24 protein-coding genes and 1 pseudogene are annotated in these 25,548 nt (G+C 37.2%); 7 read left to right on the forward strand and 18 right to left on the reverse strand.

Translation table 11 applies throughout. The features are described 5' to 3' along the window. Positions 1-174: 174 nt before the first annotated feature. The 6 genes from groL to CGC58_RS04945 all read right to left on the reverse strand — a co-directional run bounded on the left by groL (position 175) and on the right by CGC58_RS04945 (position 4,505). Positions 175-1,809, reverse strand: coding sequence for a chaperonin GroEL (gene groL / locus CGC58_RS04920; protein WP_095895497.1), 1,635 nt, complete (start codon positions 1,807-1,809; stop codon positions 175-177). A 57-nt stretch (positions 1,810-1,866) separates the two neighbouring features. Then, positions 1,867-2,220, reverse strand: coding sequence for a four helix bundle protein (locus tag CGC58_RS04925; RefSeq protein ID WP_095895499.1), 354 nt, complete (start codon positions 2,218-2,220; stop codon positions 1,867-1,869). A 50-nt stretch (positions 2,221-2,270) separates the two neighbouring features. Continuing rightward, positions 2,271-2,549, reverse strand: a complete 279-nt coding sequence (locus CGC58_RS04930; RefSeq protein ID WP_095895501.1) for a co-chaperone GroES — start codon at positions 2,547-2,549, stop codon at positions 2,271-2,273. 221 nt (positions 2,550-2,770) lie between these two features. Continuing rightward, positions 2,771-3,127, reverse strand: coding sequence for a preprotein translocase subunit SecG (gene secG / locus CGC58_RS04935; RefSeq protein ID WP_095895503.1), 357 nt, complete (start codon positions 3,125-3,127; stop codon positions 2,771-2,773). A 9-nt stretch (positions 3,128-3,136) separates the two neighbouring features. Next, the gene (locus CGC58_RS04940; RefSeq protein ID WP_095895504.1) at positions 3,137-4,009 is read right to left on the reverse strand and encodes a hypothetical protein; all 873 of its coding nucleotides are present in this window, start codon (positions 4,007-4,009) and stop codon (positions 3,137-3,139) included. A gap of 4 nt (positions 4,010-4,013) precedes the next feature. Further along, a complete protein-coding gene (locus CGC58_RS04945; RefSeq protein ID WP_095895506.1) occupies positions 4,014-4,505 on the reverse strand; it encodes an LptE family protein in 492 nt (163 codons plus the stop codon). Between the two features lie 129 nt (positions 4,506-4,634). Between CGC58_RS04945 and rplU the strand changes: the two genes are divergently transcribed. After that, complete coding sequence (rplU, locus tag CGC58_RS04950) at positions 4,635-5,264, forward strand: 50S ribosomal protein L21 (RefSeq protein WP_095895508.1); 630 nt, start codon at positions 4,635-4,637, stop codon at positions 5,262-5,264. Positions 5,265-5,289: 25 nt separating this feature from the next. Next, complete coding sequence (gene rpmA / locus CGC58_RS04955) at positions 5,290-5,550, forward strand: 50S ribosomal protein L27 (protein ID WP_095895509.1); 261 nt, start codon at positions 5,290-5,292, stop codon at positions 5,548-5,550. Between the two features lie 77 nt (positions 5,551-5,627). Here the strand turns inward: rpmA and CGC58_RS04960 are convergent, their stop codons facing one another. The 7 genes and pseudogenes from CGC58_RS04960 to CGC58_RS12850 all read right to left on the reverse strand — a co-directional run bounded on the left by CGC58_RS04960 (position 5,628) and on the right by CGC58_RS12850 (position 15,328). Next, positions 5,628-5,966 (reverse strand): DUF2149 domain-containing protein, encoded by a 339-nt coding sequence (locus tag CGC58_RS04960; RefSeq protein ID WP_095895511.1) that lies wholly within the window; start codon positions 5,964-5,966, stop codon positions 5,628-5,630. After that, positions 5,963-6,562: a MotA/TolQ/ExbB proton channel family protein gene (locus CGC58_RS04965; RefSeq protein WP_095895513.1), complete on the reverse strand. Its 600-nt coding sequence runs from the start codon at positions 6,560-6,562 to the stop codon at positions 5,963-5,965. Before CGC58_RS04965 ends, CGC58_RS04960 begins: the two co-directional genes overlap by 4 nt. A 28-nt stretch (positions 6,563-6,590) precedes the next feature. After that, on the reverse strand, positions 6,591-7,289 hold the full coding sequence (locus tag CGC58_RS04970) for a hypothetical protein (protein WP_095895514.1): 699 nt from the start codon (positions 7,287-7,289) through the stop codon (positions 6,591-6,593). 62 nt (positions 7,290-7,351) lie between these two features. Continuing rightward, on the reverse strand, positions 7,352-11,584 hold the full coding sequence (locus tag CGC58_RS04975; RefSeq protein ID WP_095895516.1) for a cobaltochelatase subunit CobN: 4,233 nt from the start codon (positions 11,582-11,584) through the stop codon (positions 7,352-7,354). A 33-nt stretch (positions 11,585-11,617) separates the two neighbouring features. Continuing rightward, a complete protein-coding gene (locus CGC58_RS04980; protein ID WP_095895517.1) occupies positions 11,618-13,789 on the reverse strand; it encodes a TonB-dependent receptor in 2,172 nt (723 codons plus the stop codon). A gap of 159 nt (positions 13,790-13,948) precedes the next feature. Next, positions 13,949-14,578, reverse strand: coding sequence for an HmuY family protein (locus tag CGC58_RS04985; RefSeq protein ID WP_095895520.1), 630 nt, complete (start codon positions 14,576-14,578; stop codon positions 13,949-13,951). Positions 14,579-14,596: 18 nt separating this feature from the next. Continuing rightward, positions 14,597-15,328, reverse strand: a pseudogene (locus tag CGC58_RS12850) (HmuY family protein). A 118-nt stretch (positions 15,329-15,446) separates the two neighbouring features. Between CGC58_RS12850 and CGC58_RS05000 the strand changes: the two are divergent. Genes CGC58_RS05000 through tsaB form a run of 3 tightly spaced genes read left to right on the forward strand, consistent with a single transcriptional unit; the run spans position 15,447 to position 17,673 of the window. After that, positions 15,447-16,298: a hypothetical protein gene (locus CGC58_RS05000; protein ID WP_095895526.1), complete on the forward strand. Its 852-nt coding sequence runs from the start codon at positions 15,447-15,449 to the stop codon at positions 16,296-16,298. Beyond that, on the forward strand, positions 16,298-16,999 hold the full coding sequence (rsmI, locus tag CGC58_RS05005) for a 16S rRNA (cytidine(1402)-2'-O)-methyltransferase (RefSeq protein WP_095895528.1): 702 nt from the start codon (positions 16,298-16,300) through the stop codon (positions 16,997-16,999). The genes CGC58_RS05000 and rsmI overlap by 1 nt, the downstream gene beginning before the upstream one ends. Positions 17,000-17,031: 32 nt before the next feature. Next, entirely contained in the window at positions 17,032-17,673 is a 642-nt protein-coding gene (gene tsaB / locus CGC58_RS05010) for a tRNA (adenosine(37)-N6)-threonylcarbamoyltransferase complex dimerization subunit type 1 TsaB (RefSeq protein ID WP_095895530.1), read from the forward strand. A gap of 124 nt (positions 17,674-17,797) precedes the next feature. On the opposite strand, the gene CGC58_RS05015 is transcribed toward tsaB, so the two are convergent. From CGC58_RS05015 to rlmN, 3 genes are all read right to left on the reverse strand, one after another. Continuing rightward, positions 17,798-18,379, reverse strand: a complete 582-nt coding sequence (locus tag CGC58_RS05015) for a hypothetical protein (protein WP_095895532.1) — start codon at positions 18,377-18,379, stop codon at positions 17,798-17,800. Next, complete coding sequence (locus tag CGC58_RS05020; protein WP_095895534.1) at positions 18,380-18,610, reverse strand: hypothetical protein; 231 nt, start codon at positions 18,608-18,610, stop codon at positions 18,380-18,382. It abuts the gene before it with no gap. Between the two features lie 131 nt (positions 18,611-18,741). Then, entirely contained in the window at positions 18,742-19,785 is a 1,044-nt protein-coding gene (gene rlmN / locus CGC58_RS05025; protein ID WP_095895535.1) for a 23S rRNA (adenine(2503)-C(2))-methyltransferase RlmN, read from the reverse strand. A gap of 222 nt (positions 19,786-20,007) precedes the next feature. On the opposite strand from rlmN, the gene CGC58_RS05030 reads away from it, so the two are divergent. Further along, the gene (locus tag CGC58_RS05030; RefSeq protein WP_095895537.1) at positions 20,008-21,108 is read left to right on the forward strand and encodes an OmpA family protein; all 1,101 of its coding nucleotides are present in this window, start codon (positions 20,008-20,010) and stop codon (positions 21,106-21,108) included. A gap of 62 nt (positions 21,109-21,170) precedes the next feature. On the opposite strand, the gene CGC58_RS05035 is transcribed toward CGC58_RS05030, so the two are convergent. Further along, positions 21,171-22,151, reverse strand: a complete 981-nt coding sequence (locus CGC58_RS05035) for a polyprenyl synthetase family protein (protein ID WP_095895539.1) — start codon at positions 22,149-22,151, stop codon at positions 21,171-21,173. A gap of 21 nt (positions 22,152-22,172) precedes the next feature. Continuing rightward, complete coding sequence (locus tag CGC58_RS05040) at positions 22,173-22,622, reverse strand: YhcH/YjgK/YiaL family protein (protein ID WP_095895540.1); 450 nt, start codon at positions 22,620-22,622, stop codon at positions 22,173-22,175. A 288-nt stretch (positions 22,623-22,910) separates the two neighbouring features. On the opposite strand from CGC58_RS05040, the gene CGC58_RS05045 reads away from it, so the two are divergent. Further along, positions 22,911-25,319, forward strand: a complete 2,409-nt coding sequence (locus CGC58_RS05045) for an outer membrane beta-barrel protein (protein WP_095895542.1) — start codon at positions 22,911-22,913, stop codon at positions 25,317-25,319. Positions 25,320-25,548: the final 229 nt, after the last annotated feature.

The raw sequence follows: 25,548 nt of genomic DNA on the forward strand, positions 1-25,548 counted from the left end.
TACCTTTCCAAAAATACAAATTTTATTTCAAAAATCAATTTTTTGTAAAAATTTTACCTCCAAGTAAATTATTTCTCCTCATAACATCTGCATTTTATTCTGAAAATATTTATAAAAATAAAAAAGCCACCCAAAAAGGCAGCTTTTCTTTAAAATATTTATACTTTCGTGATATTACATCATTCCTGGCATTCCGCCGCCCATCGGAGGCATTCCTGCTCCTTTTTCTTCTTTGATGTCAACCAAAGCACATTCAGTAGTCAGAATCATTCCCGCAACTGAAGCAGCATTTTCCAACGCTACACGCGTAACTTTCTTAGGATCAATGATTCCAGCTTTGAACATATCACTGTACTGACCTGTTTTAGCATTGTAACCGAATGTGTCACGAGCAGCTTCTTGTACACGAGCAACTACTACCGAACCTTCAACTCCAGCATTTTCAACAATAGTACGTAATGGAGCTTCCAAAGCCTTAGCAACTATCTGAATACCAGTTGCTTCATCAGCATTTACCGGCTTAATTTTCGCTAACACCGCTTTAGCACGAAGCAACGCAATTCCTCCACCAGCTACGATACCTTCTTCAACAGCAGCTCGTGTTGCGTGAAGAGCATCATCAACGCGGTCTTTTTTCTCCTTCATTTCCACTTCCGAAGCAGCTCCAACGTAAAGAACCGCCACACCACCTGACAATTTTGCCAAACGCTCTTGTAGTTTTTCACGGTCATAGTCAGAAGTAGTTACTTCAATTTGAGCTTTGATTTGGTTTACACGTGCTTTAATTTGCTCTGCATCACCTGCCCCGTTTACAATAGTTGTATTATCTTTATCAATAGTTACTTTCTCTGCGGTTCCTAACATTTCAACAGTTGCATTTTCAAGAGAAAATCCTCTTTCCTCAGCAATAACTGTTCCTCCTGTAAGGATTGCGATATCTTCCAACATTGCTTTTCTTCTGTCACCAAATCCGGGAGCTTTTACTGCAGCAATACGCAATGTTCCTCTCAATTTATTAACCACCAAAGTAGCCAATGCCTCTCCGTCAATATCTTCCGCAATGATTAACAAAGGTTTACCTGACTGAGCAACAGGCTCTAATACAGGCAATAAATCTTTCATTGTAGAAATTTTCTTGTCATAAAGCAAGATATAAGGTCTGTCTAACTCGGCAACCATTTTCTCTGAATCTGTTACGAAATACGGAGAAAGGTAACCTCTGTCGAACTGCATTCCTTCAACTACGTCTACGTAAGTATCAGTCCCTTTTGCTTCTTCAACAGTGATAACACCTTCTTTTCCTACTTTTCCGAAAGCTGTCGCGATTAGCTCTCCGATAGTATCATCATTATTTGCTGAAATTGAAGCTACTTGACGAATTTTTTCAGAAGAAGAACCTACTTCCTTAGCTTGTTTCTCTAAATTTTCAACAATTTTTGAAACAGCTTTGTCAATTCCTCGTTTTAAATCCATTGGATTTGCTCCAGCCGCTACGTTTTTCAAGCCTTCCTTAACGATAGCTTGTGCTAAAACGGTTGCCGTAGTTGTTCCGTCACCAGCCAAATCATTGGTTTTTGAAGCAACTTCTTTTACCATTTGAGCTCCCATATTTTCGAGAGCATCTTCTAACTCAACTTCTTTTGCAACAGTTACACCATCTTTAGTAATATGAGGAGAACCAAATGATTTACTGATAATTACGTTTCTCCCTTTAGGTCCTAAAGTAACTTTTACTGCGTTTGCTAACGCATCAACACCACGCTTTAACCCTTCGCGTGCTTCTATATCAAATTTAATTTCTTTTGCCATTTTTTATTTTGCTTTTGGCGGTTGGCTTTTGGCTATTAGCTTTCGGCTTTCCGCAGATTATTTTATTAATTTATTACGTAATGATACTAATTGCTTTTTGATTGCGATTAAGTCATTATTCAAGATTTCAAAATTATCTTGGTTGATGTAACCCAAATCCTTTGCTAATAACAATTGATTTTCAGCTTCATTTGACGAACCAAGAGCGATATTGATAAAATTTGCGAATTCTTTTTCGGAAACTCTGCCCGCTCCTTCCGATATATTATACGAAATGGAGTCAAAAGACCTTCTTATTTGCGAAGTTAGTCCAAAAACCTCTTCTTTCGGAAAGTTTTTAGTAACTTGATAGATATTCAAAACTAACCGATGGCTTAATTGCCAAACTACAAACTTTTTGAAATCTCTCATTTTGTTTCGGTTCTTGCCAATAGCCAAAAGCCATCAGCTAACAGCAATGTTTAAATCACTGCCAAAACATCATTTTCTCTCATAATGAGATAGTCTTTTCCTTCCAATTTAAGTTCAGTTCCCGCGTATTTCCCGTAAAGAACCACATCTCCAACTTTTAAAGTAACTGGATTGTCCTTTGTTCCTGCACCCACAGCAACTACAGTTCCTTTTTGTGGTTTTTCTTTTGCAGTATCAGGAATGATAATACCCGATGCCGTAGTGGTTTCAGCTACAGCAGGTTCGATTAATACTCTGTCAGCCAAAGGCTTAATTTTCACTTTTGCCATATTTTATGTCTTTATTAAATTTATAATTCAGTTCCAAAAAATTGATAAACAAAATAAGAAGTTTTTTAATTTCTTCTATGTTCTTCCACTCGAACAATTCAGAAAGTATGCCAAATCAGGAAAACTGACATTATGTCACACTTAGTTTCTAAACAAAAATTGAGAATTGACAATACCCTCGATACTCAATTCTCAATTTTTTAATCCCAATTTCTCAATTATTATTGTGCTGTGTTTGAAGTTGTTCCCGGTTGCTCTGCTCCGTTTGTAGAAGCCGGCGTATTCAAAATGTTATTTTGCACAGGAGCTCCGTCCAACAATTTTGAATCAGAACCTGTTGTTGTATTTGATTGCAACAAAGTATTAGCCACTAAAATCAGTACGGCTAAAAGGGTTGCAAACGTCCAAGTACTACGTTCTAAAAAGTCTCCCGTCTTTTTAACTCCTCCTACAACTTGCGTATTTCCACCAAAAGAAGAAGAAAGCCCTCCTCCTTTAGGATTTTGAACCATAATAACCAACGCAAGTAGCAAGCATACTACTACAATAAGGATTAAAAAAATGTTGAATGTTGTCATTTAAATAAATTATTTTTGTTGTTGTAAATTTTTTATTTCTTGTATTTGGGATGCAAAGTAAGCACTTTTTTCTGGATTTTTCAAAATTAATATTTCATAAGCTTGAATTGCCTGCTTATATTTTTTCTGATTTACATAAACCTGAGCCAATGTTTCGGTCATTAATTGACGTGGGTCAGTCTTAACTTCATTTGCTAAATTTACGTTCGAAGAATAATCTTTCGTGGGTTCAATCTTAGGATTTGTCTCCAGAAATTTATCAATAAGATGAAACTTTTTAGCCACATTATCATCCTTATATTCAGAAGATTGCATCTCTTTATCTTCCGAAATATTTTTCAGCCACTCCGAGATGGAATCCACTTTATTTCCTAAAACGGCATCTTGTTTTCCTCCCGTTTTCTCAGGAATTAAGTCGGTCATTTCCTCCTTATGAACAAGGATAGATTCTATATCTCCTTGACGAATAAATTTTTCTGAAAAAATATCTTCATCAAAAATAGATTTAGGCACTTGAGGTATTGTAAAGGTCTCCGAAGGCTGATAATTCACACTGACAACTTCAGGAATTTCCTTCGTTTCTTGCCGTTGTACCGCTTTTTTTATCTCGTTCAAGTCCTGTTTTAAAGCCGAAACATCAGGCACAACAGCTTTGGAATGTATGAATTCATATAAAACCGAACGGTCCAAAACGTGAACCGCAGCAAGCTTTAAAGCCTTATTATAGCGATAATTTCCCTCAGAATGAAGCACTTTAAGTTGCAACACACGAGCAGCCTGAAAATACGGATATTCCTTCACGATATGGTCTAATTCGTGTGCCTGTTCTTCCCCGATTACATAAGGATTCTTTAATATTTCAACAAACTCTTTTACTGTCATCCTTTTACCAATCAGCCAGTGACGCGTTAAAAATATCTTGGGTTATTCGTTCAAAAATCTCAGGAATTGCCGTGCCTTTCACCGAACTCAACTGGGAAGACCCAGGATAATCATAATAAAAGGAAAAGCGTTTTTCAAAATCCTTATTTTCTTCCACATTATTGGTAAAACGCACATTCACAGCTATTGTAAGCCGGTTTTGAGCTGCCGTTTGCTGTGCCGTAGCCGTCATTGGTGTAATGTTAAACTCCACTATTTCACCTTCATAGACCAAATCTCCGTTTCTGTCCGTCAAAGACAAATTTGTTTGATTGTTAATCAAATCTTGTAATGCGATGGTAAAATCTCTGTCCAAACCCGGTTCTACCAAAGGAGCATCATTACGAAAGAAGTTCACTTGAAACGTTTTTGCATCTCCCGTACTTCCTCCCGTAAAGTTATAAACCCCACATCCTGTTATTGTTAGAACTATAAATAAGAGAAAAAAATTCTTCATAAGAGCTTAAAAATAAGTTTCGCAAGATAGTTATTTTTTTTGAAATAGCAAAATTCACAAAAAGAACTTTGACATTTGAAAAAAAAGACTTACTTTTGCACCCAATTTTAACATTTTAAACAACAAGCTATGTATGCAATTGTAGAGATAGCAGGGCAACAATTTAAAGTTTCAAAAGACCAAAAAGTGTTTGTTCACCGTTTACAAAACCAAGAAGGAGAGAAAGTTGCGTTTAACAACGTTCTTCTTTTGGACAACAACGGAACAATTACCGTAGGCGCCCCAGCTATAGATGGTGCTTCAGTTGAAGCAAAGGTGGTAAAACATCTTAAAGGAGACAAAGTTATTGTTTTCAAAAAGAAAAGACGCAAAGGTTTCAAAGTTAAAAATGGTCACAGACAATATTTGACTGAAATCCTTGTTGAAAACATCATCGCATCAGGAGCTGCTGCTAAACCAGCAAAAACTGAAAAAAAAGAAGAAAAACCTTCAAAATCAGCAAAAGCTGACGATTTGAAAAAAATCGAAGGAATTGGACCAAAAGCATCAGAAGCTCTTGTAGCGGCTGGCGTGGACACGTTTGCTAAATTAGCCAAAAAATCAGCAGACGAAATCAAAACTATTTTGGCAGAAGCAAGTTCAACATTAGCTCACTTAGACCCTCAAACTTGGGCTGCACAAGCTCAATTAGCCGCTGATGGCAAATGGGACGAATTGAAAAAATGGCAAGATGAGCTTAATGGCGGTATTGTAAAATAATTTTAAAACTTAAAAATTAAAGAAAATGGCTCACAAGAAAGGTGTCGGTAGTTCGAAGAACGGAAGAGAATCTCACTCTAAACGATTAGGAGTGAAAATTTATGGTGGACAAGCTGCTATTGCTGGTAACATCATTGTAAGACAAAGAGGAACTCAACATAATGCAGGCGAAAACGTGTACATAGGTAAAGACCATACTTTGCACGCTAAAATCGACGGTATTGTTAAGTTCGAGAAAAAGAAAAATAATAAATCATACGTTTCAATTGTTCCTTTTGAAGCATAATTATTATTTAAAATAACATTAAAAAGGCTTGGATTTGAGTAATCCAAGCCTTTTTTAATTTTTCACATAAAACATTATCAATCAGGAAGATAAATAATATCGCCATTTTCAAGTTGATATGCTGTACCGATGCGTTTGCCTCGCTTTTGAGAATCGCCATTGGTATTTGAAGGCACATATTTATTTATTTTTTTTCCTTCCTTGGTAATGATTTCCATATTATCCTTACCCGGATTTTTAACAATAGTAAAATCCTCATTGGTAAACATTTCTGTCATATTCATATTCATCACCATTGCAACCATCAGTGCCACAGCGAAAACCATCGCCACATCAAAAAGATTGACAATAACGCTAAGCGGGTCACTTTCGTCTTTTCCTTTCAGCAAAGGTGATATGCGTTTGGTTGGCTTCATTGGGCAATGTTTTGGTTACGAACTTGTGAAATATAATACAAATTATTAGACTCTTGGGTGTACCATCGTTGTTTAAATTGCTGTGTAACAATCCCTACCATACTAATTACAAGCCCTACAACAGTCGTCGCAAATACAATTTGCATATTGTAAGCCATACCTGAAATATCTCCTGACGACAAGCCTACCAATGCAGGACTCATCGCTATAAGCGTTCCGATAAGCCCAAGAACAGGACCTATCTTCGCCAAAAGTTTTGAAGCTGCAATGTCTTTCTCGGCGTCAATTTCAAAATTTGTAATGAGAAATTCCGTGTAGGCAAGGTCTGGTTTGTGTGACAACATATCTCGCAAATAACGCATATACAACGAATTATCTCTCTCAGGAAGTATATTTTTAATATTTTCAATTGTATCGGGCGTACTGGATTTGATGATTTCATTCAGTAATTTGTCATTCTTTTGCTTGTTAATGAATCGATTATAAGAGCTGCCCACCATAAGCAAGGATTTCACAAACAGATACAACAATACGATAATATCAGGTATAAGCAAACTATTTGATACCCAAAACAATATCTTAGAAATGGTTTCCATCTTTTAAAATTATATTGTTAAAAAATTACTATACTTTTCTGTGTTTTTGTTTATTAAAATACTTCCATTTAATTTGGTTTATGGCAAATCCGGTTAGGAAAATCACCACAAAAAGAACAAAAGTAAACAAGTGTTCTTTGTAATTGATTGTCTGCTGTTTAGGCACATAAACAATATTTCCATTGGCTGTACTTATCAGTCCCAAAGCTGTAACCAACAAGCTAACCAGAAACAACATTTCCAGACGGATATCTTTCTCCGGCAACAACCATCGGACGAAATAACTCATCGCGAAAATTCCTGCAAAAAGCCCCAAAGCCACAAAAATTGCAATCGTTAAAAAATCCGTTCCCGTAAAGTAAAACATTGATTGTGTGGTAATATAAAGCGACATCGGAAAAATCAGCAAGCCCGAATAAGCTTTGAGTATCAAAAATTTTTTGCTCTTTTGAGGAACATACAAATCCTTGAGCGACAGAAAGCAAAAGCCAACGTACAACATCGATTCAATGGTTACCATTACAGCAATTGTACCAAGTATGTGTTTGTCTTCAAGCCACCATTTCAGTTCGGTTTGCGATTGCTCGGTAGCCATCGGGTACACGTACAAGACAAAAAGACCAACAAGCACAGAAAAAAGCAATCGGTATTTGATTTTCCAAAAACTGATTTTCAGTACCGTGTTAATGGCTATGCTTACCAATAAAACCGAAATAAGAATTTCCATTACAAATCACTTATTTACTTGTTGTTCAAATAAATACACTTTAAAGAAAAATCTATTTTTATCTATCTTTTCTTTCTTTTTCTGACAAAAAGCACTATCGCAATAAACACGGCAACAACGCCAACGCCTATCCAAAGACCATCAAGTTTTACTTTTTCTTTTTTATCAGATAGCTCTTCTCTACGCAACACCTTAGCTTCCTTACGTTCTGTGTCGGTTGCTCCATTTTTAGCTTGTTCGATTTGCTTACGATACGCAACCGCTTGTTCTTTAGAAACTTGCTTTTCTATATATTCTTGTAATTTGGTATTATCACCACTGAAACCTGAAGGCTCCAACCCAAAGCGTTCCACAAACTGTAAATGCAAATCGGTCAACGCTTTAAGCTGAGCGTCTGTTGCTTTCCAGAAGCCTTTGCGAGCGGTTTCTATCATCACCGCCGTAATTTCCTGCATTGCAGCCGGATTTTCTCTTTCAAAGAAAGCTTGCATACCTAAATTCTCTTTATCAAGAACGTACAAATCGTGTACCTGATTCCAAAAAGCATCATCAATAACCTCAGAACGAGTAGCTTCCCAGCCGAAGGCGTTTGTTACCAATTCGGTAATTCCTTCGGCACTGGTTTTGCCTCCTTTCAAAACATCTTTAATATATTTTGGGTTGAAAATAGTTGCACGCGACTCAACTCCCACAGCTTCTTTAAGTTCCTGCATACGCATACGATTATGATTGCGATAATCAGCCAGATAAGCATTGGGGTCTTTGCCGGTAACTTTTTTGATTGCCGTATTCATTCCGCCCATAAACTCGAAAACGTGATCGAGACTCAACGCACCCCAAACGTTACTTTGCCGAGGCTGTATGAGTACATCGGTGTTTTGTAAAGAAGCTTCAAACAGAGCCGCTCTATGCTCACCCCATTCTTTTTCAAGACCATAAACCGCTCCCATATTGTTGATATACACTTCGGCAATATCGTTTTGCGACTCCCATTTATCTCCCGAAAGCATTAATTCCTTCGTGCCTGTGCTGTAACCGCCTCCAAGCCCTCCGAAAATGCGTTGTTTTGACAATTCACGAGCTTCTTTTGGTGAAATTCCTTTATCAACAAGCGTTTTTTCAATGTCTTGGCTTCCTTTATTGACGTAATTTTCATATTCTTCACCGGAAGCCGAAGATGCCAGCTCAATGGCTCGCGTAAGCAAAAACAATCGTGAGGCTGCCAAATCGCGGAATTGCCCCGAGGTTTGCACCACTATATCTATACGAGGTCTTTTAAGTTTTTCCGACGGAACAAGCTGAAGGTCAGTAATTCTGCCAAAACTATCACGCATAGGCTCAACCCCTAACATATACAACGCTTGAGCGATTGAAACTCCTTCGGTTTCGATAAATTCACTGCTCCAGAACGTATAAGCTATCTTCTGCGGATATTTTCCGTGTTGATTGAAATATGTATCGATGGTATTTTGAGCCAATGCAACTCCTCTGTCCCAAGCCACTTCAGTGGGAGTGATTTCCGCATTGATGGAATACAAGTTACGCCCTGTGGGAATAGCACGCGGATTTGCTACGAGGTCTCCTCCGGATGAAGGCAGAACGTACCCACCTTTCATCGCATTAAAGAGTGATTTCATTTCTAAATCAGGACTTTGCAATAAAGCCTCTCGGTACTTAACAATATTGGTAATCGTTCTGTCGATTTCAACAATAGCTCTTGCTCGCTCTTTTTCAGCTTTTGTGTAAGTAGTTTTTTTGCCTTTTTGCGGCATTCCTCCCATATTTGCCATAGGAGACATTTTACTTTTTACACTATCAGGAATAGATGGCTTTTTACCTGCAAAATCACCCTTTGCTTGATTTTCCTTGTCAGGTTTCCCTTGAGAGGCGACTTTACTGTCATTCTTTTTATCGGTACTACCTGAACCCATCACAAAAGGCATTCGCATTGGGGCAAGCATTTGTTTTGATTTTTCAATTTCTTCTACAGAAATATCGGCAAATGAAGCGGTTAGCTCGGACGAAGCTTCTTTCCCTGCTAAAATCTGGTGAATTAAATCCTTGGCGGGATTCAAATATTTTTGGGTGAAAAAAACTTGACTTTTAAGCTCTTTATCCGATACTTTTCCTTCTTGCTTATCAAGATTAGCCAAGCTATAAGCTATCGGGTCGGCTCCCATTGCCATCACGGTAGAAAGTATTTTATCTTGTGTATATGGTTCGCCCGTGATGTAAAGCGTTCCGTTGATTTTCTCGGTAGATATTTCTTCTGCGAAATTATCCAACTTCATTATATCTTCCTCACTATACGGAACAGAGCGTATGCTATCCAGACGCAAATCGCGGTGCAACCCCATATCAACAGCTACTTTTTTAACTAACAACGAAGCTTCTTTCTTTTGATTATCAGGAGCTTTCAGATAATTACGGATATAATCTTGCAATCTGTTGAAAGTATTACGCATATCTGTTTCCGTAAAAGCAGGGGTAAGATACGACAATGTTGTAGCATACGAGCGACGCTTTGCCATCATACTTTCACCAATGTTTGCGATGGTGTAATAATAGAAATGCGGTATGGTTCCTACCAGCACATCACTCCAATCATCGCTACACAATGCAACTTGCTTTCCGGGGGTAAATTCAAGGCTTCCGTGCGTACCGAAATGCAATAAAGCATCAGCTTTGAAAGTATTTTGTACCCAAAAATAACTACCCAAATAAGCGTGCGTAGGCGGTTCTTCAACTCCGTGAGCCATCGTGAAATCATCCTTTCCTAAAGCTGCAGCGGGTTGCGGAAGTATCACCACATTGCCTAATGTAATTTGTGCAACAGCCAGATAGTCTTTTCCGTTTTGATTCACTGACATATATCCGCCTTCGGGAGCTCCGTAAGTGTTAATCACATTGTCATAAGCCGATTTTGTTAGCGATTTTTCCAACCATTTTTCATATTCCGAAGTTTCAACAAGTGCAGGATTACCTTCTTTGATGAATTTATCAAATACGCCAAAGGCTTTATCGGGAATGACACTACCACTTCTGTCCAATAACGCTTCAAATTCTCGCACATTTTCAGGAAGATTTTCCACCTTAAAACCTTCTGCTTTCATACGTTTGAGCAAATTATAAAGCGATGCTCCTGCTTCCAATCCCTGTCCTGCCAAAGCGTGCGAACCTATGCCTTTAAAGTAGTAAATGGCAACTTTCTTTTCAGAAGTAGGAATGTTTTTTAATTGAATGAAATTCTGTACAATTTGAGAGAATTTATCAAGCCGATTGGCAATAGTTTTGAAAGCGAAAAACCCCTTGTCGTTCTTTTCCTGAGCGATAATCACATACGGATAGATAGCTCCGTCAAGCTCAGGCATTACTATGGTTTGCCCCATAAAACCTCCGAACATTCCCATTTTGTCTTTAAACCAATCTTCTTCAAGTTGCAATATTGAAATGGGAGCAAAAATGGGGATATTTCTTTGTTTGAGATATTCTACAAAAACATCTCCATTCATCATTGAAAGCCTTCCGTGTGGGAAATAAACAACCGCATCCGGACTGATTTTCTGCAAGAATTCCAGTCGTTTATCGAAAGAAAAAACAGGATATACATTATTTCCTTTGCTTTCAAGCGAACGTATAATGTCATTGATATATTCGCGATTACCGCCAAAAGGAGAATGTATTCCGGAAATTATCACGATTTTCGGAGCGTTTTCCTTATACCAATTATTGTCTTTTAAATATTGTTCAAACGAAGAAACGTCCGAAAAATCAACATTTTCATCAATATGAAAAAGCACGTCTTTTTTGCCTACCGAAGGGGCTTCGGGCGTTGTAACGAACATCTTTTTTTGGTCTATCGACTGGCGAATATATCTCCCCAAATTCTGATAATTTTTCTTATCTCCGCTATCCAAATAATCGGTTACGTTTTTAAGTTGTAAAGAATCCAAACTGCTGATTTTGTTTTCAGGCGAAGTAACCACGAAGAAATGCGTAGGGACTTTTTTGGATATTTCAACAAACTTACCGCGTTGTTCATCGTTGATTTTCATCCCCATAGCCCACGCAAGAATAAAATCGTAACCTTCAAGATTATCTATTTCATCAACCGAAACAGATTCGTACTTTATAAAATCATCGGTATTGGACAAAGCAATGTTCGATGCTTGAAATGAAGGGAAGTTCACCAAAGCAATACGAGTTGGTGCCGCCCATTTTTTCCAGCCCAAAAGCCCTATCGCTACAAGCAACAGAGCTGCAAAACTGAGTAAAAAGATTTTTTTAGTTTTCATATGAATATATTTTCTTGATTGTTTCAACTTTTGCTAATAAAGAGACCATTTCAGCCCAATAAAATACGTTCTCCCCGGCGAAATACTCGAATAGAAGCTCGTCGTTTTGGTAACGTAATCAAATAAATTATTTATTCCAGCATTGAGCGTGAAATAGTAAGGCAATCGTATGGAGGTTTGCAGTCGCCATATCGTGTAACCTTCGTAAGGGATATGAAATTCTTGGTCATCACTATCAAGACCGAATAATTTGGAAGAGCTAACGTGTTTTCCGCTCAAAATAACGTTAGGAATATATTTTGCTTCCGATTTTGGTATGTATTCCGCCTTGAAAGTAAATGTGTGTGGTCGGTTGGTTGATTTTCTTTTCTCGGCATTGTAATAGGAATACGAACCCTTGATTTTGAATGATTTACTCAATCGATACGTTGCCGAAAGTTCCGAACCTATGATGCGAGTTTTCCCACTAAAGTTGGTATATTGAATCGTATCGCGGGAACTGTTCCAGTCGTTATCAATTTTATCCTTCATTACGGAAACTTGCGTCATTGCGGTTATGTTCCATTTCTTTGTGTTGTAATCTACCGAAAAATTGATATTGTTATTACTTTCGGGTTTTAGGTTTTTGTTGCCCATTATCTGGAAACCTCCTCCCCACGGATGAAACCAATTGGTATATAATTCTTTAAGAGTTGGCGAACGAAATCCGGTAGAGTAACCCAACCTAAAAGTTAAATCGTTCACTTTGTACATTCCCGAAAGGCGATACGTGAAATGTTCCTTAAAGAAAGAATGATAATCCATACGAACGCCTGTAACCAACGTAAAACGCGGACTGAAAACCCAATCCTGTTGTGCAAACAAAGTGTAATTCTTGGCACTTTCGGTAGTTTCTGTTCCTTTGCTATTAAATCGGAAACTGAGCAATTTATCCGAAAACACCTCACCGCCAGCAACAAACGTATGTTTTTTATTTATAATTTGGTTGTACTGAGCCGCAACTCGCCAAATGATATTTTCGTAATTTTTTTCTCTCTCATTGAGTAATCTGTAATAATTTGATTTATCATATTGGTCAAAAGCTCCTGACAGACTGAGCGTTTTATTTTCATCAAAGGAGAAATCCGTTTTTGCTCCCATTGTGTAATTGTGATAATGGTCTCGCACTTTTTCGGCTGCTTGCGTTCCGCTATTTCTTTCACTAAAGTAGTAGCTTGGCGTAAGTTCAAGACTCATTTTCTGCGGAATAATATTAAATTTCAACTTCGGAGAAGCACCGTAATTGGTAAATCCGGCTACGTTCATTTGAGATAATTCTGTTTCCTTGACAGTTCCGTCAGCATAAATTCTTTGCAAAGGGCTTGTATCTGTCAGCATATAAGGCTCTCGCTGTTTGTAAAAAGAAGCCACGCCCAAACTTCCCCACTTTTGCCTTGTCCCTAACGAAAGGTTAATTTTATGGTCTTGATTTGTATCATAAAGATAACTTGCCGTGATATCAATTGGGTTTTGTGCGTCTTTGGTAATGATATTTATAACTCCTCCCAAGGCATTTGAGCCATACAAGGATGATGAAGCTCCTTTAATAATTTCAATTCGTTCAATATTATCGAGGTCAATGCGGTCATAATCAATATTATCGAACGTTTCGCCAGCCATTCGCTCTCCGTTCATCAGGAAAAGAACGTACTTTCCGCCAAATCCCATCATATTGATATTGGGCATTCCGCCGTCATATGTGAAATTAATTCCTGAAAATTCGGTTTCCAAGAAGTTCTGAAAATCAGTTGCTTGCGATTTTCTGATTTCCTCAGAAGTAATCACCTGAACCGTAATAGGAACATTTTTAAGATTTTTGGGCGTTCGGGTAGCCGTAACGATAACCTCACCGATTTCGATGTCTTTATCCCTGCAAATGGAAAGCGTCAGGTTATTGGTTTTTTCTGTCAGATGAATTGAAGTAAAAGTACCCTTAAAGCCATCTTTAGCCAAGTAAAGAATGTACTTTCCTTTGGGCATATTATTGAAAATGAAGTTTCCGTTTTTATCAGAAAAGACTTGTTTTTCAATGCCTTGTATTTCTACGGAAACATTTGAAATGCTTTTATTCGTTTGGCAATCAATCACTTTCCCTGAAATAGAATATTGCCCGAACAAACTGGTAATAAATAAAGAAAATAGAAGTAATAAATAAACTCGTTTCATTGCGTTAGCTATAAATGTAAGGGCGGAAAAAAATTCTCCCACCCTTACGCAGACATTTATCTCATAATTTTGAGTTAGAATTTCCCGTCTTGGCTTGTTACGTAAGGGCGGAAAAAAATTCTCCCACCCTTACGCAGACATTTATCTCATAATTTTGAGTTAGAATTTCCCGTCTTGGCTTGTTACGTATCTGAATGTCAAGTAACCTGCTTTTGCTTTATCGTTATAAAAATCAGTAATTTGAATTTTCACGAATTTTCCATCAGCGGTTTTGACCACGTACACATTTTTAGTAGGAGCGTACACACTTGGCCAAGTTCCTATATTTTTAGGAGAAAGGCTTACATATCCTGTTTTCGAGTCAAATCCACCTGATATTAAAGCAGAAAATGTTCCTTTTTTAGTGACCGGAGGATAACCGTACATCATATCTCCTTCTATGTCTTTTACGTATCCTTGCGTAGGTGCCTCCTTTACGGCATCAAATTCTTTACTTTCAACCAAAGCAACTTCAGCTTTTCCCTTTCCTGACTCACCTCCGTTGGTTTTTATATAAAATTCAGAAAAAGCAATATCCCAATCGGCACTTTCCTTCGGATTTGAAACCTGAACAACCGTTCCTTTTTCAAAAGAGAAATAAACCCAATCCTTTGAAGTGGTAGCATCCAAGCTTTTTATTTCCTTAGCTACCAAACTTGGTTTTTCGTCATCTTTTTTGATTTCATCTTTTTTGCAAGATACGAGCACTCCTGTCGCTACCAAAATAGCTGTAATAAAAATTCTTTTCATTGTATTACCATTTTATGATTAAAATTTTCCGTTAGCACTATATTTGTATTTGAATGTCAAGAATCCTGACTTGTTGGTTTTGCTATTATTGTATCCCGTAAGCTGAATTTTAGCAAACTTACCATCAGCGGTTTTAACTACATATACCCATTTTGTAATTTCTTGTTTTGGAGTTGTTTCCGGCGGAACAGGCGGAGCATAATTCCACCAACCTTTTGACTCTTCAGCCATTACGGTTCCTGTGATGGCAGTATTTACTGAAATAGAAACGGGGTCCTACCCCGGACGTGGAGAGCTTGTTTTTTCTGTATCTACCACATAGCCTTCCGCTGGCGATTCTTTCACTGAGTCAAATTCCTTACTATTTGTGTTTACAACTCCTGCTTGTCCTTTACCTGAGGTTCCTCCATTGGTTTTCACGTTATAGCGATTAAAAGCTATGTCCCACGAAAGGTCTGTAGCAGGTTCGGTAACAGTGACTTTTTCTCCTTTTGAAAAAGAAAAATACACCCAAGCATCTGATTTGCTTGCATCTAAATCTATAACTTCTTTGTAGCCATTATCTACAACGGGTGGTTCCGGGTTGTTATCATCTTTTTTACAAGCCCCTAATACTAATGCTCCCACCAAAAGAGCTGATAAAATACCTTTATTCATAAAATTAAAAATAACAGACGCAAAAGTATTATATTTATTTAGAATAAACAAAAATAACAATAATTTTTTTTTGCATCTAACTTGAACTTCCATAACATTTCTCTATCATTCCGTCCTTTTTATACATTTTTTGGAATCATTTTTTATTTTTAAAATAATATTTTATACCTTTGGAGCCCATTTGTGTCACATTAATTAATGTTTTGAAATTATGAAAAAGCAACTCGAAAAAGAATTACAAGAATTAGCACAAAATATTATCTCAACAAAGGATAATTTGGATTTGCCCGAATTGAAAAAAGAACTTGAAAAGCTACTTGAAAAGGTATCTATTTTAAATTTTGTAGAGAAATATTACAATTCTGTTGGTTCATCGGAAGATCGTTTACAATACACAATGAAAAAGGTTGCAGATTTCATCGAAGAGGAACAAGATGAAAATGACATCTTCAACCTTCCTGTAGAAACTACTAAGGTTCAGAAAATTGTTCTGTCTCAAACGGAAAAAACTTCTGTTGAAGCGGAAAAAATCCCTTCCAAAAGTGAAGAAAGCCAAGTAGCAAAAACAAGCTATACTGCCGAATCACCAAAAACATCTGCTTATAAAGCATATCAGGATATTGTTCAAAAAGCACACACTCACCAAGAAACAGAGAAACAACACACTCATAATGAACACACTACTGAAGAACAAGCCAAACCAGTAGAAACAAAGCAAGTAGCACAAAAGCAATCTTTAGAAGATTTCATTTCTCAGACGCAACATCCTGTATTTGAGAAAAAAGAGGAAGCCGAAACTGCAAAAACTCCGTCTTTAAATGACCGCCTCGGAAAAACGGCTCAGATTGGCTTGAACGACAGACTTGCATTTATTCGTCAGTTATTCTTCGGAAGCGAAAGCGAATACAACACTGTAGTTCAACATATTAATGACCTTCAAAGCGTAGAAGAAATCGCCCTTTACATAGAGCAGGAAATAAAACCTATCTACAATCATTGGCGAGGAAAAGAAGATTACGAAGAACGATTTTTAGGTTTAATGCTTAAGCGATTTGAAATTTAATGGGTAAACTTTACCTTATCCCCACCCCTATCGGAAATCTGGAAGACATCACTCTCAGGGCTTTACGGCTCTTGAAAGAGGTTGATTTCATTCTGGCGGAAGACACCCGAACAAGTGGTAAACTCCTGAAACACTACGAGATTTCTACCCCGATGCAAAGTTATCATATGCATAATGAGCATCAGGTGGTTGGGCATTGGGTACAACGAATCAAAAACGGAGAAAATATCGGTTTAATCACCGATGCAGGAACTCCTGCCATTTCCGACCCTGGCTTTTTGCTTGTCAGAGAGTGCGTTGAGCAAGGCGTTGATGTAGAATGCCTTCCGGGAGCTACTGCTTTTGTGCCAGCATTAGTTAACAGTGCTTTGCCAAATGACCGTTTTGTTTTTGAAGGCTTTCTGCCAGATAAAAAAGGAAGACAAACACGCTTATCTTTGCTTGCAGACGAGAAAAAAACAATGATTTTTTACGTTTCTCCACACAAGTTACTCAAAAATATTGCGGACTTTATTTCTGTTTTCGGAAAGGAAAGAAAGGCTTCTATCTCTCGGGAAATCACCAAATTACACGAAGAAACACAGCGAGGAACTCTTGAAGAATTATTACAACATTATGAAAAGAAGACTCCAAAAGGAGAAATTGTGATGATTGTTGAAGGGAAAACAACAAAGGAAAAAAGAGAAACTTCAAAAGAGTAATCCTCCCAAAAAACATTCTCAAAACTGATTTTATGACAAAAATTCTTTGCATAGAAACCTCTGGCATAAACTGCTCTGTAGCCATTTCGGAAGGGAGTTCTCTTCTGGCTGAAAAGGCTGAAAACAAGGGAAAATTCACGCACGCCGAAAGCCTGCACGTTTTCATAAATGAAGTTCTTAACTTGGCAAAGATTTCTATCAATGAACTTGACGCTATTGCCGTGAGTGGCGGACCTGGTTCTTACACAGGTTTGCGAATCGGTGTTTCAACAGCCAAAGGATTGTGTTTCGCTTTGGGAAGACCATTAATTGCGGTTCCTACACTGCAAACCTTAGCCTCACAAATAGCAGATAACCACCTGATTATACCTATGTTAGATGCACGACGTATGGAAGTGTACAGTGCTGTTTTTGATAAAAATTTCAATGAAATTGAAAAAACCGAAGCTAAAATTTTAGATGAAGACAGTTACGCAAACTGGCTCTCCAAAGGAAAAGTAATTTTCTTGGGTGATGGTGCCGAAAAATTCTCGAAAATTTGCCACCACCCCAACGCTTTTTTCATAAAAAACGCCTATCCGCAAGCGAGAGATATGGTCGTACACGCCTTTGAACGATTCAAAAACAAGTGTTTCGAAGACATCGCCTATTTCGAACCGAATTACCTAAAATGATTTGTAAGCCTAATTTCATTATATTGGGTTGCGTTATAATGTACTCGTATAACAATCTATTCAACAAAAAAGCACAAGAAAATCTTGTGCTTTCATCTATTATTAAAATTACTACTAATTTTGCTTACAAAGCCTTTATACCCAAACCGCCCCATTTCATTACACAACCCTGCTGAGGAGCTAATTTTATAATATATGGATAGTTCTCTTTTAATAATTGCTCATAAAAATCATACCTATCCATATAATCTAACTGAACACTCTCAAAGGATTTATCCTTTGTATAATCATAATTGGGGTCTTGATCTTGCTTGCTATAAATATCTAACAAACTTGTATAGCGAACATAATTGGGATGCCTATCTATTTCCGCTCCACTAAGAACAGCACAAACATAAACGCTTTCTGAACTTAAATTTTTTATTTCCAAAAAATTATAGTTATTTTTTTTAAAATCTTTGGAGCGACAAATGGTATTAGGCATAAAATAATTATAATAAGGCAGTTCATTCCCAACAGAATTGAATCTAAATTCTACTTCATAATTTCTCTTTTTCGGTCCTGTATACTTCACGAGAACTTTACCTCCTCCTTTTCCATCAACTTTTAATGCCCCTAAGTAATTATCTGTACAAGTTTCTCCAAAACAAGAACATATTAACGTAGCAACTATTACACCTACTGAAATAAGTAATATTCGTTTCATCTATTTTCTGTATAAAGTATAAGTAACAAAATCTTTTCCTAAAATAGCGTGTGTATTCATATAGTAGGGTAGATAATTGTTTTTGCTTGTTGTTGCCCCGTTGTCAGACACTCGCACCCACGAATCAGTATGTACTTTTCTAACCTTAAACAACCAAAGATTATAAGTATTGTATCTGTTTTTTGTACCAAACCCAACTACGTAATGAGTTGGAACTAAATAACTTTTCATTTTACATACATTTTAAAAATTCAAGCAAGGCAAACATACAAAAAATATTTTTACAAAACAAGTTTTTTAAGACTCATTATAAATAAGTAGCGTGCAGATTGTTAAATTCTTCAAAAAAAGACCAAAACCTCTCATTTCGCCTCTTTGTTTGCCAACTGCCCACACGCCGCATCAATGTCTTTTCCTCTTGACCTCCTTACTGTTACGGTAATTCCCGCCTCTTCAAGCATACGCTGGTACATATCAATTGCCTCACTGTCTGCCTGAGCAAAATCTCCCTCGTCAATTGGGTTATATTCTATAAGGTTTACTTTTGAAGGAGCAAAACGGCAAAATTTTATCAATGCCTCTACATCTTTTTTCTTGTCGTTAATATCCTTCCAAACCACGTACTCATAGGTAATTTTGTTCTTCGTTTTTTTATACCAATACTCCAATGCCTGGCGCAGTTCCGTTAGCGGAAATTTCTCGTTAAAAGGCATAATAGAAGTCCTTACTTCATCTATGGCGGAATGCAACGACACAGCAAGTTTGAATTTAACCTCATCATCTGCCATTTTCTTTATTAGCTTGGGAATGCCCGAAGTCGAAACCGTTATACGTTTGGGCGACATTCCCAACCCTTCTTCCGAAGTTATTTTTTCAATGGCTGTCAACACATTATTGTAATTCATTAGGGGTTCGCCCATTCCCATAAAAACGATGTTTGAAAGCGGACGACCAAAAAACATACGACTCTGACTGTCAATAACTTTTACTTGGTCAAAAATTTCATCAGGTAGCAAGTTCCGCATCCGTTTTAAACGAGCCGTTGCACAAAAAGTACAATTCAGGCTACAACCTACTTGACTTGATACACAGGCTGTTGTACGAGTTTCGGTAGGAATCAAAACAGACTCTACCAGCAAACCGTCGTGCAAACGCACTGCATTTTTAATCGTCCCGTCCGAGCTGCGTTGCATTACATCTACCTCAATATGATTGATAACAAAGTTATTTTCAAGCATTTCCCTTGTTTTCTTAGGCAAATTAGTCATCGCCTCAAAGGAATGTAATCCCTTGCTCCAAAGCCAGTCATATACCTGATTTCCGCGAAACGCTCTATCTCCGTTGGTTTCAAAAAACTGACGCAATTCGTCCTTGCTTAACGCACGTATGTCCTTTTTCTCTTGCATAGGAGGCAAAGGTAGGAAATAATTAATAATAGGTGCAAAACACATCGATTTTTTACTTTCAAAAAAAGAAAATTCTTATCCTCTTAGGACGTTTTTGTAAATAAATCCTTAACATAATTCGGTTTCAAGTCAGATTAAAAGCCAAAGTATTGTTAATTTTTTTGAGATGCGATATTAATTTGTATTTTTGCTACTGTTTTAAACCAATAATTAATTTTTCATATGAAAAAAACAACCTTAAGCTTAGTAGCTATTTTATCGGTTGGGGGCTATGTATCTGCCCAAGATTTACCGGCAAATCCTGCTCCAGGGAAATGTTACGTGAAATGTATCACTAAGGACGAATTCCGTGAAGAGACAGAAACTATCCAAATTTCTCCTGCGTACAGCAAGTTAGAGGTAGTTCCTGCCAAGTACAAAACCATCGAGGAGCGTGTTCTTGTAAAAGAAGCAAGCAAAAAGTTGGTTTATGTACCTGCTGTTTATGAAACAGTTGAGGTTCCTTACGAGAAAAAAGAACAAGGAACTATTCTGAAAGTTGTTCCTGCTGCTTTTGGAAATGATGTGAAAACCGTTGAGGTTTTCCCTAAAACTTCAGGATGGGAATACAAACATCTTGATAATTGTCCGTCAATTAACAAAGATGCTTGTGTTACGGCGTGTTTTGTTGAAAGACCAGCTCGTTTTGAAAGCGTTAATGTTGTAACCTTAACAAAAGACGCTCATACAACTGAAACTGAAATTCCTGCTGTATCGGCAAACTTCAAACGTCAAGTAATCAAAACTCCTGCCCGTGTTGAGGAAATTGAAATCCCTGCTGAGTACGCTACTATTAAGCGTGAGGTAATTGATTCACCTGCAACAACTCGTAAAGTAGAAGTTCCTGCCGAGTACAAAACTGTAACTAAACAAGTTTTGGTTAAACAAGGAGGAGTTACCGTTTGGGAAGAAGTTGATTGTAAATTGTTAGAACCAACTTTGTTACCTATCCTTTATGAGTACAATAGTGCTAAATTAACAAAAGCTTCTGAAAAAGTTATCGACGATATGTTGTTACCTTTACTAAGAGGCAAAAACACAAGTGTGGAAATTATGTCACACACGGACTCAAGAGGAAACGACCAGTACAATATGTCTCTTTCTCAACAAAGAGCAAACGCTGTTGTTAACTATTTAGCTAACAAAGGTATCCAACGTTCAAGAATGATTGCAAAAGGATACGGAGAGTCTCGCTTAATCAACAGATGTGCTAACGGAGTTCAATGTTCAGAAGAAGAACACCACAAAAACCGCAGAACAGAATTCAGAATTCTTGGAGAATAATTAAATTAAGATTCAAAACGAAAAGAGCCTACAATTTTAGGCTCTTTTTTTATTCTAAATAATCAGATTTTTCGGTCAATAACATAATTTACCATCAAGGTTAATGCTGTTTTATATTCTGAATCAGGAAAATCGGAAAGAATTTCTAAGGCTTTTTGTTGAAATTCACGCATTTTATCTTCGGCATAAATAAGCCCATTCTTTTGTTTTACGAAATTGATGATTTCCTTTACTCGTTTTTTGTCTTTATTGTGGTTTTTGATGGAATTAATAATCCATTTTCTCTCTTTTTCTGCACAATTGTTCAGCGTATAAATCAGCGGAAGAGTCATTTTTTGTTCCTTAATATCAATTCCGGTTGGTTTTCCGATGCTTTCTTCCGTATAATCGAACAAATCATCCTTTATTTGAAAAGCCATCCCGATATATTCCCCAAAAAGACGCATCTTTTCAATGGTTTCCTTATCATCAGGAATTACAGAACAAGCTCCCATAGCACAACAAGCAGCAATTAAAGTGGCTGTTTTCTGGCGAATAATTTCGTAATAAACCGACTCAACAATATCCAATCTGCGAGCTTTTTCAATTTGCAGAAGCTCTCCCTCACTCATTTCGCGAACCGCAACCGAAATAATTCTCAACAAATCAAAATCCGAATTATCAATAGAAAGTAGCAATCCTTTGGAAAGCAGATAATCACCCACCAAAACGGCTATTTTGTTCTTCCAAAGAGCATTTATAGAGAAAAATCCGCGACGCTTGTTGCTGTCATCTACCACATCATCGTGAACTAAAGTTGCCGTATGAATCAGCTCAATTACAGACGCCCCACGATATGTACGCTCCTCCACCCTACCGCCAGAAACCATTTTTGCCACCAGAAACACAAACATCGGACGCATTTGCTTGCCTTTTCTATTAACGATGTAATACGTAATCCTGTTGAGTAAAGCCACTCTTGAAGACATTGAATCACGGAACTTCTGCTCGAAAAGCTCCATTTCTTGGCGGATAGGTTCTTTTATTTGTGAGATAACTTTCATATCGTTGCCCAAAAAAGTGAATTAATCTACTTTGATTTTGACCACTAATTTACGGATTTTCCCCTGACCGATAATCGGGGCGTGTGCATCTTCAGGATAGACAACCGCAAACTGATTCGGATACAAAGTAATGTAAGTTGTTGGCTTGTCGTCATAAAGCCCATAATCGTTCTCCTTATCAAAAGGCTTTTTTTCTTGCTTACAATCAGCTAAACTTTTCCAACCGATGGTTTCTTGACCTTCAAGAAGAATATGAATGTCCAAGTATTTTTGATGATACTCAAGTACCTGATTTTCTTTGGTTAAGCATTCAGGTTCTGAATTAATTATAAATACATCTTCACCGTCAATTTCTATTTTTCCCAGTTCGGCATTTAGTAAATTATGACTTTTTACATACTCGAAAACTTTCGGGAAGGCAGGATGCAAACCCTCATAACGACCACTTTGACTTAAATCGGATAGAATCATTGTTTCTTTTATTTTTAGTGCTATGCAAATATATTGAAAAAATCAACTAAAACGCAAATATATATCCAAGTTTATTGATTTTGACTTTATTGCGACATTTTTTCCACACTTAAACATCGAAACTATTTTACATTAATTCTAAATTTACATTTAAGAATAAAATTTTTAATTTTTAATTTTTAATTTTTAATTTTTAATTTTTAATTTTTAATTTTGTACAAAATTTGAATCATTTTTATTCATTTTTCGCAATACTACAACTTCAAAACAATCAAAATACTTTAAAAGATGAAAAAAATCATCCAACTTTTGTTCTTTTTAATTTCAGGCAACGTTTTTTCACAAAATTCTTACATTATTTCAGGGCGTGTGATTGATGAATACAACGAAGCAGTACCTTATGCAATTGTTTCGGCGTTATCGTATGACAAATCTGTGGTGATTTCACAAACAAGCACCGATTCGGAGGGAAATTTCACCCTGAAAGGAAATGCTGAAACCATAAAATTAATAGTTTTTGCCACCGGATTTGAAACCTACGAGGAAAAAACACCTCTAAAATGGGATAAAAACATCTCGCTGAGCGTCATAAAGCTAAAACCTTTGATTACTGAATTAAGTGGCGTGGTTGTGTCGGCAGACAGAAAGAAACCTGCCATTAAGTTGGAGGAAGGCAAAATCATTTTTTCGCCCAAAGAAAGCAGTATAACCTCAGGAGGAAACGCTCTTGAAGCCTTGCGAAAAACACCCGGCGTATTGATAGACAATTCTTACGCAATTTCAATTCTCGGGAAGAAAGGGGCAATGGTTTTTATCAATGGGAAATCTACATATATGCAATCAGAGGACTTGGCAAACTTCCTTAAATCCGTTTCGGTATCACAAATTAAAAACATTGAGGTTATGCTAAATCCGTCCGCACAATATGACGCCGAAGGAGGAGCCGGAATAATCAACATCGTGCTTTTCAAACACAACATTGAAGGTACGTACATTTCCGCAGGTAGTGGCGTGTCCTACTGGAATCATCTGCGAAATGCGACGGACGTTTCTCTGCAACACAATACCGAGAAACTAAACATAAACGCCTCATATAGTCATCATTTTGGCTACATAAATTATGATTACGGCTCGGAAAGAAAGTTAGATGATAAGTGGTACATCAGTTCGTCGGCAGATACAGACCGACGCAGTTCCGTTTCAGGTAATTTCGGGCTGGATTACTCACTAAATGACAAAAATACAATCGGATTTAGCCTTTCTTCAAACTCCATCTTCGGTAAAGGAAGTATCGACACGCAAAATGACATCTTTGACCATAATTTTACATATGAAAAAACCCTTTACGGAGAAAGCAATTACTTCAAACAAAGAAATGCACGTTATGCGTTGAGTACTTTTTACGCCTTTCAACCTTCCGAGAATGAAAAATATAACATTGATGTGGATTATGTATTTTTCGACGGCTTATCAGGAGTAAACCAACCCAATTGGCATAAAGATTTGAGAGGAAATCGCATCGCAGATGACGTGTTTATGGCTGACAGCGACCGAAAAATACACATTTTTGCTTCCGCCTTTCATCAAAAGTTCCCATTGTGGAAAGGAAATTGGTCGTCAGGAATTAAATTCTCGCAAGTTTATTCCAACAATATATCCGATTTTTTCACCGTATTACCATCGGGCAACCTGCTGAATGTAAATCGTTCCAATACTTTCGATTATAAAGAACGTTTACTTGCCGGATATTTGCAATACGCTATCCGGATAAACGAAAAGCTTTCCGCAGAAGTAGGAATCCGTAGCGAATATACTTTTTCTGTCGGGAAATTATTCCCACGTCAAGGAAGCAATCAAAAATATCAAGAAAACAAACGAAATTACATTAACTTCTTCCCTTCCGCGAGCCTCACGTATCAAAAAGATGAAAAAATAGCATACAGTTTGAATTACAGCAGCCGAATTGCCCGTCCTGCATATCAGGATTTGAGTCCCTTTATTTTGGCTCTCGACGGATTGTCCGACTGGGTGGGAAATCCGTTTTTGGAACCCCAAAAAATACACAAAATTAGTGGTTCTGGAACTTGGGGGAACACTACCGCGATACTTTCTTACATCTATACAAATGATTTCAGCGGACAAATTACCGAGAAACAGCCCAACGAACGTGTGATAATGATTCCGCGTAACATCGGATATCAAAATCATTTCTCGGCAAGCATTCTGCAAGAAATCCGATGGGCTTCGTGGTACAAAATGAACATAAATCCTTCTTTATTCTATGTCCGAAATTCATTTCAGATAGAAAATTATGCTTCTTTCAGTCCCAGCAAATGGACTTTCTCCTGCAACTCACAACATCAGTTTCAACTTCCTTGGAAACTTACCGGCGAAATCAATGCCGACTATACCACAAAACAAATCGCCAATACCAACGAAATTTCCAAACCTTCGGGAGGTATTGACATCGGGTTGCAACGCAGTTTTTGGGAGAATCAACTTAGTGTAGCCTTTTCTTTTACTGACATTTTCCATACGCGTCGTTGGGATTCGGAAAGTCACTTGCCCAATTTGGATAATTACATCTGGGGATATGCCGAATCACGTCAAGTTAAGTTCTATGTAACTTACAAAATCGGAAAACAAAGTCAAAAAACCTCCCATAAAAGTGATTTGGAGGAAGCTGACAGGCTATAAAGAGTTTTTCCATTTCAAAAATCAAATAAAACATCCTTTTTTAGCATCTTCTAAAATAAAATATCACCCTCGTAGGTGATTTTTTTTATCAATCAAAATAAAAGCAACCCATCGTAGGGAGAATTTTGCGAGGTATAAAATAAAAGTAGCCCATCGTAGGGAGAATTTTACGAGATATAAAATAAAAGTAACTCATCATAGGGAGATTTTTACGAGCTATAAAATAAAA

Origin of the sequence: Capnocytophaga stomatis (assembly GCF_002302635.1) — a bacterium.
GTDB classification, from domain to species: Bacteria; Bacteroidota; Bacteroidia; order Flavobacteriales; family Flavobacteriaceae; genus Capnocytophaga; species Capnocytophaga stomatis.

Bases quoted from the DNA above. Each gene is read 5' to 3' on its own strand.
- secG (WP_095895503.1), bottom strand. From the start codon at position 3,127: ATGACAACATTCAACATTTTTTTAATCCTTATTGTAGTAGTATGCTTG.
- rplU (WP_095895508.1), top strand. From the start codon at position 4,635: ATGTATGCAATTGTAGAGATAGCAGGGCAACAATTTAAAGTTTCAAAA.
- CGC58_RS05020 (WP_095895534.1), bottom strand. From the start codon at position 18,610: ATGAAAAGTTATTTAGTTCCAACTCATTACGTAGTTGGGTTTGGTACA.
- tsaB (WP_095895530.1), top strand. From the start codon at position 17,032: ATGACAAAAATTCTTTGCATAGAAACCTCTGGCATAAACTGCTCTGTA.
- CGC58_RS04930 (WP_095895501.1), bottom strand. From the start codon at position 2,549: ATGGCAAAAGTGAAAATTAAGCCTTTGGCTGACAGAGTATTAATCGAA.
- CGC58_RS04940 (WP_095895504.1), bottom strand. From the start codon at position 4,009: ATGACAGTAAAAGAGTTTGTTGAAATATTAAAGAATCCTTATGTAATC.
- CGC58_RS04965 (WP_095895513.1), bottom strand. From the start codon at position 6,562: ATGGAAACCATTTCTAAGATATTGTTTTGGGTATCAAATAGTTTGCTT.
- CGC58_RS05035 (WP_095895539.1), bottom strand. From the start codon at position 22,151: ATGAAAGTTATCTCACAAATAAAAGAACCTATCCGCCAAGAAATGGAG.
- CGC58_RS04925 (WP_095895499.1), bottom strand. From the start codon at position 2,220: ATGAGAGATTTCAAAAAGTTTGTAGTTTGGCAATTAAGCCATCGGTTA.
- CGC58_RS04945 (WP_095895506.1), bottom strand. From the start codon at position 4,505: ATGAAGAATTTTTTTCTCTTATTTATAGTTCTAACAATAACAGGATGT.
- rlmN (WP_095895535.1), bottom strand. From the start codon at position 19,785: ATGCAAGAGAAAAAGGACATACGTGCGTTAAGCAAGGACGAATTGCGT.
- rpmA (WP_095895509.1), top strand. From the start codon at position 5,290: ATGGCTCACAAGAAAGGTGTCGGTAGTTCGAAGAACGGAAGAGAATCT.
- CGC58_RS04960 (WP_095895511.1), bottom strand. From the start codon at position 5,966: ATGAAGCCAACCAAACGCATATCACCTTTGCTGAAAGGAAAAGACGAA.
- CGC58_RS05000 (WP_095895526.1), top strand. From the start codon at position 15,447: ATGAAAAAGCAACTCGAAAAAGAATTACAAGAATTAGCACAAAATATT.
- groL (WP_095895497.1), bottom strand. From the start codon at position 1,809: ATGGCAAAAGAAATTAAATTTGATATAGAAGCACGCGAAGGGTTAAAG.
- CGC58_RS05045 (WP_095895542.1), top strand. From the start codon at position 22,911: ATGAAAAAAATCATCCAACTTTTGTTCTTTTTAATTTCAGGCAACGTT.
- CGC58_RS05030 (WP_095895537.1), top strand. From the start codon at position 20,008: ATGAAAAAAACAACCTTAAGCTTAGTAGCTATTTTATCGGTTGGGGGC.
- CGC58_RS04975 (WP_095895516.1), bottom strand. From the start codon at position 11,584: ATGAAAACTAAAAAAATCTTTTTACTCAGTTTTGCAGCTCTGTTGCTT.
- CGC58_RS05015 (WP_095895532.1), bottom strand. From the start codon at position 18,379: ATGAAACGAATATTACTTATTTCAGTAGGTGTAATAGTTGCTACGTTA.
- CGC58_RS04985 (WP_095895520.1), bottom strand. From the start codon at position 14,578: ATGAAAAGAATTTTTATTACAGCTATTTTGGTAGCGACAGGAGTGCTC.
- CGC58_RS05040 (WP_095895540.1), bottom strand. From the start codon at position 22,622: ATGATTCTATCCGATTTAAGTCAAAGTGGTCGTTATGAGGGTTTGCAT.
- CGC58_RS04980 (WP_095895517.1), bottom strand. From the start codon at position 13,789: ATGAAACGAGTTTATTTATTACTTCTATTTTCTTTATTTATTACCAGT.
- rsmI (WP_095895528.1), top strand. From the start codon at position 16,298: ATGGGTAAACTTTACCTTATCCCCACCCCTATCGGAAATCTGGAAGAC.
- CGC58_RS04970 (WP_095895514.1), bottom strand. From the start codon at position 7,289: ATGGAAATTCTTATTTCGGTTTTATTGGTAAGCATAGCCATTAACACG.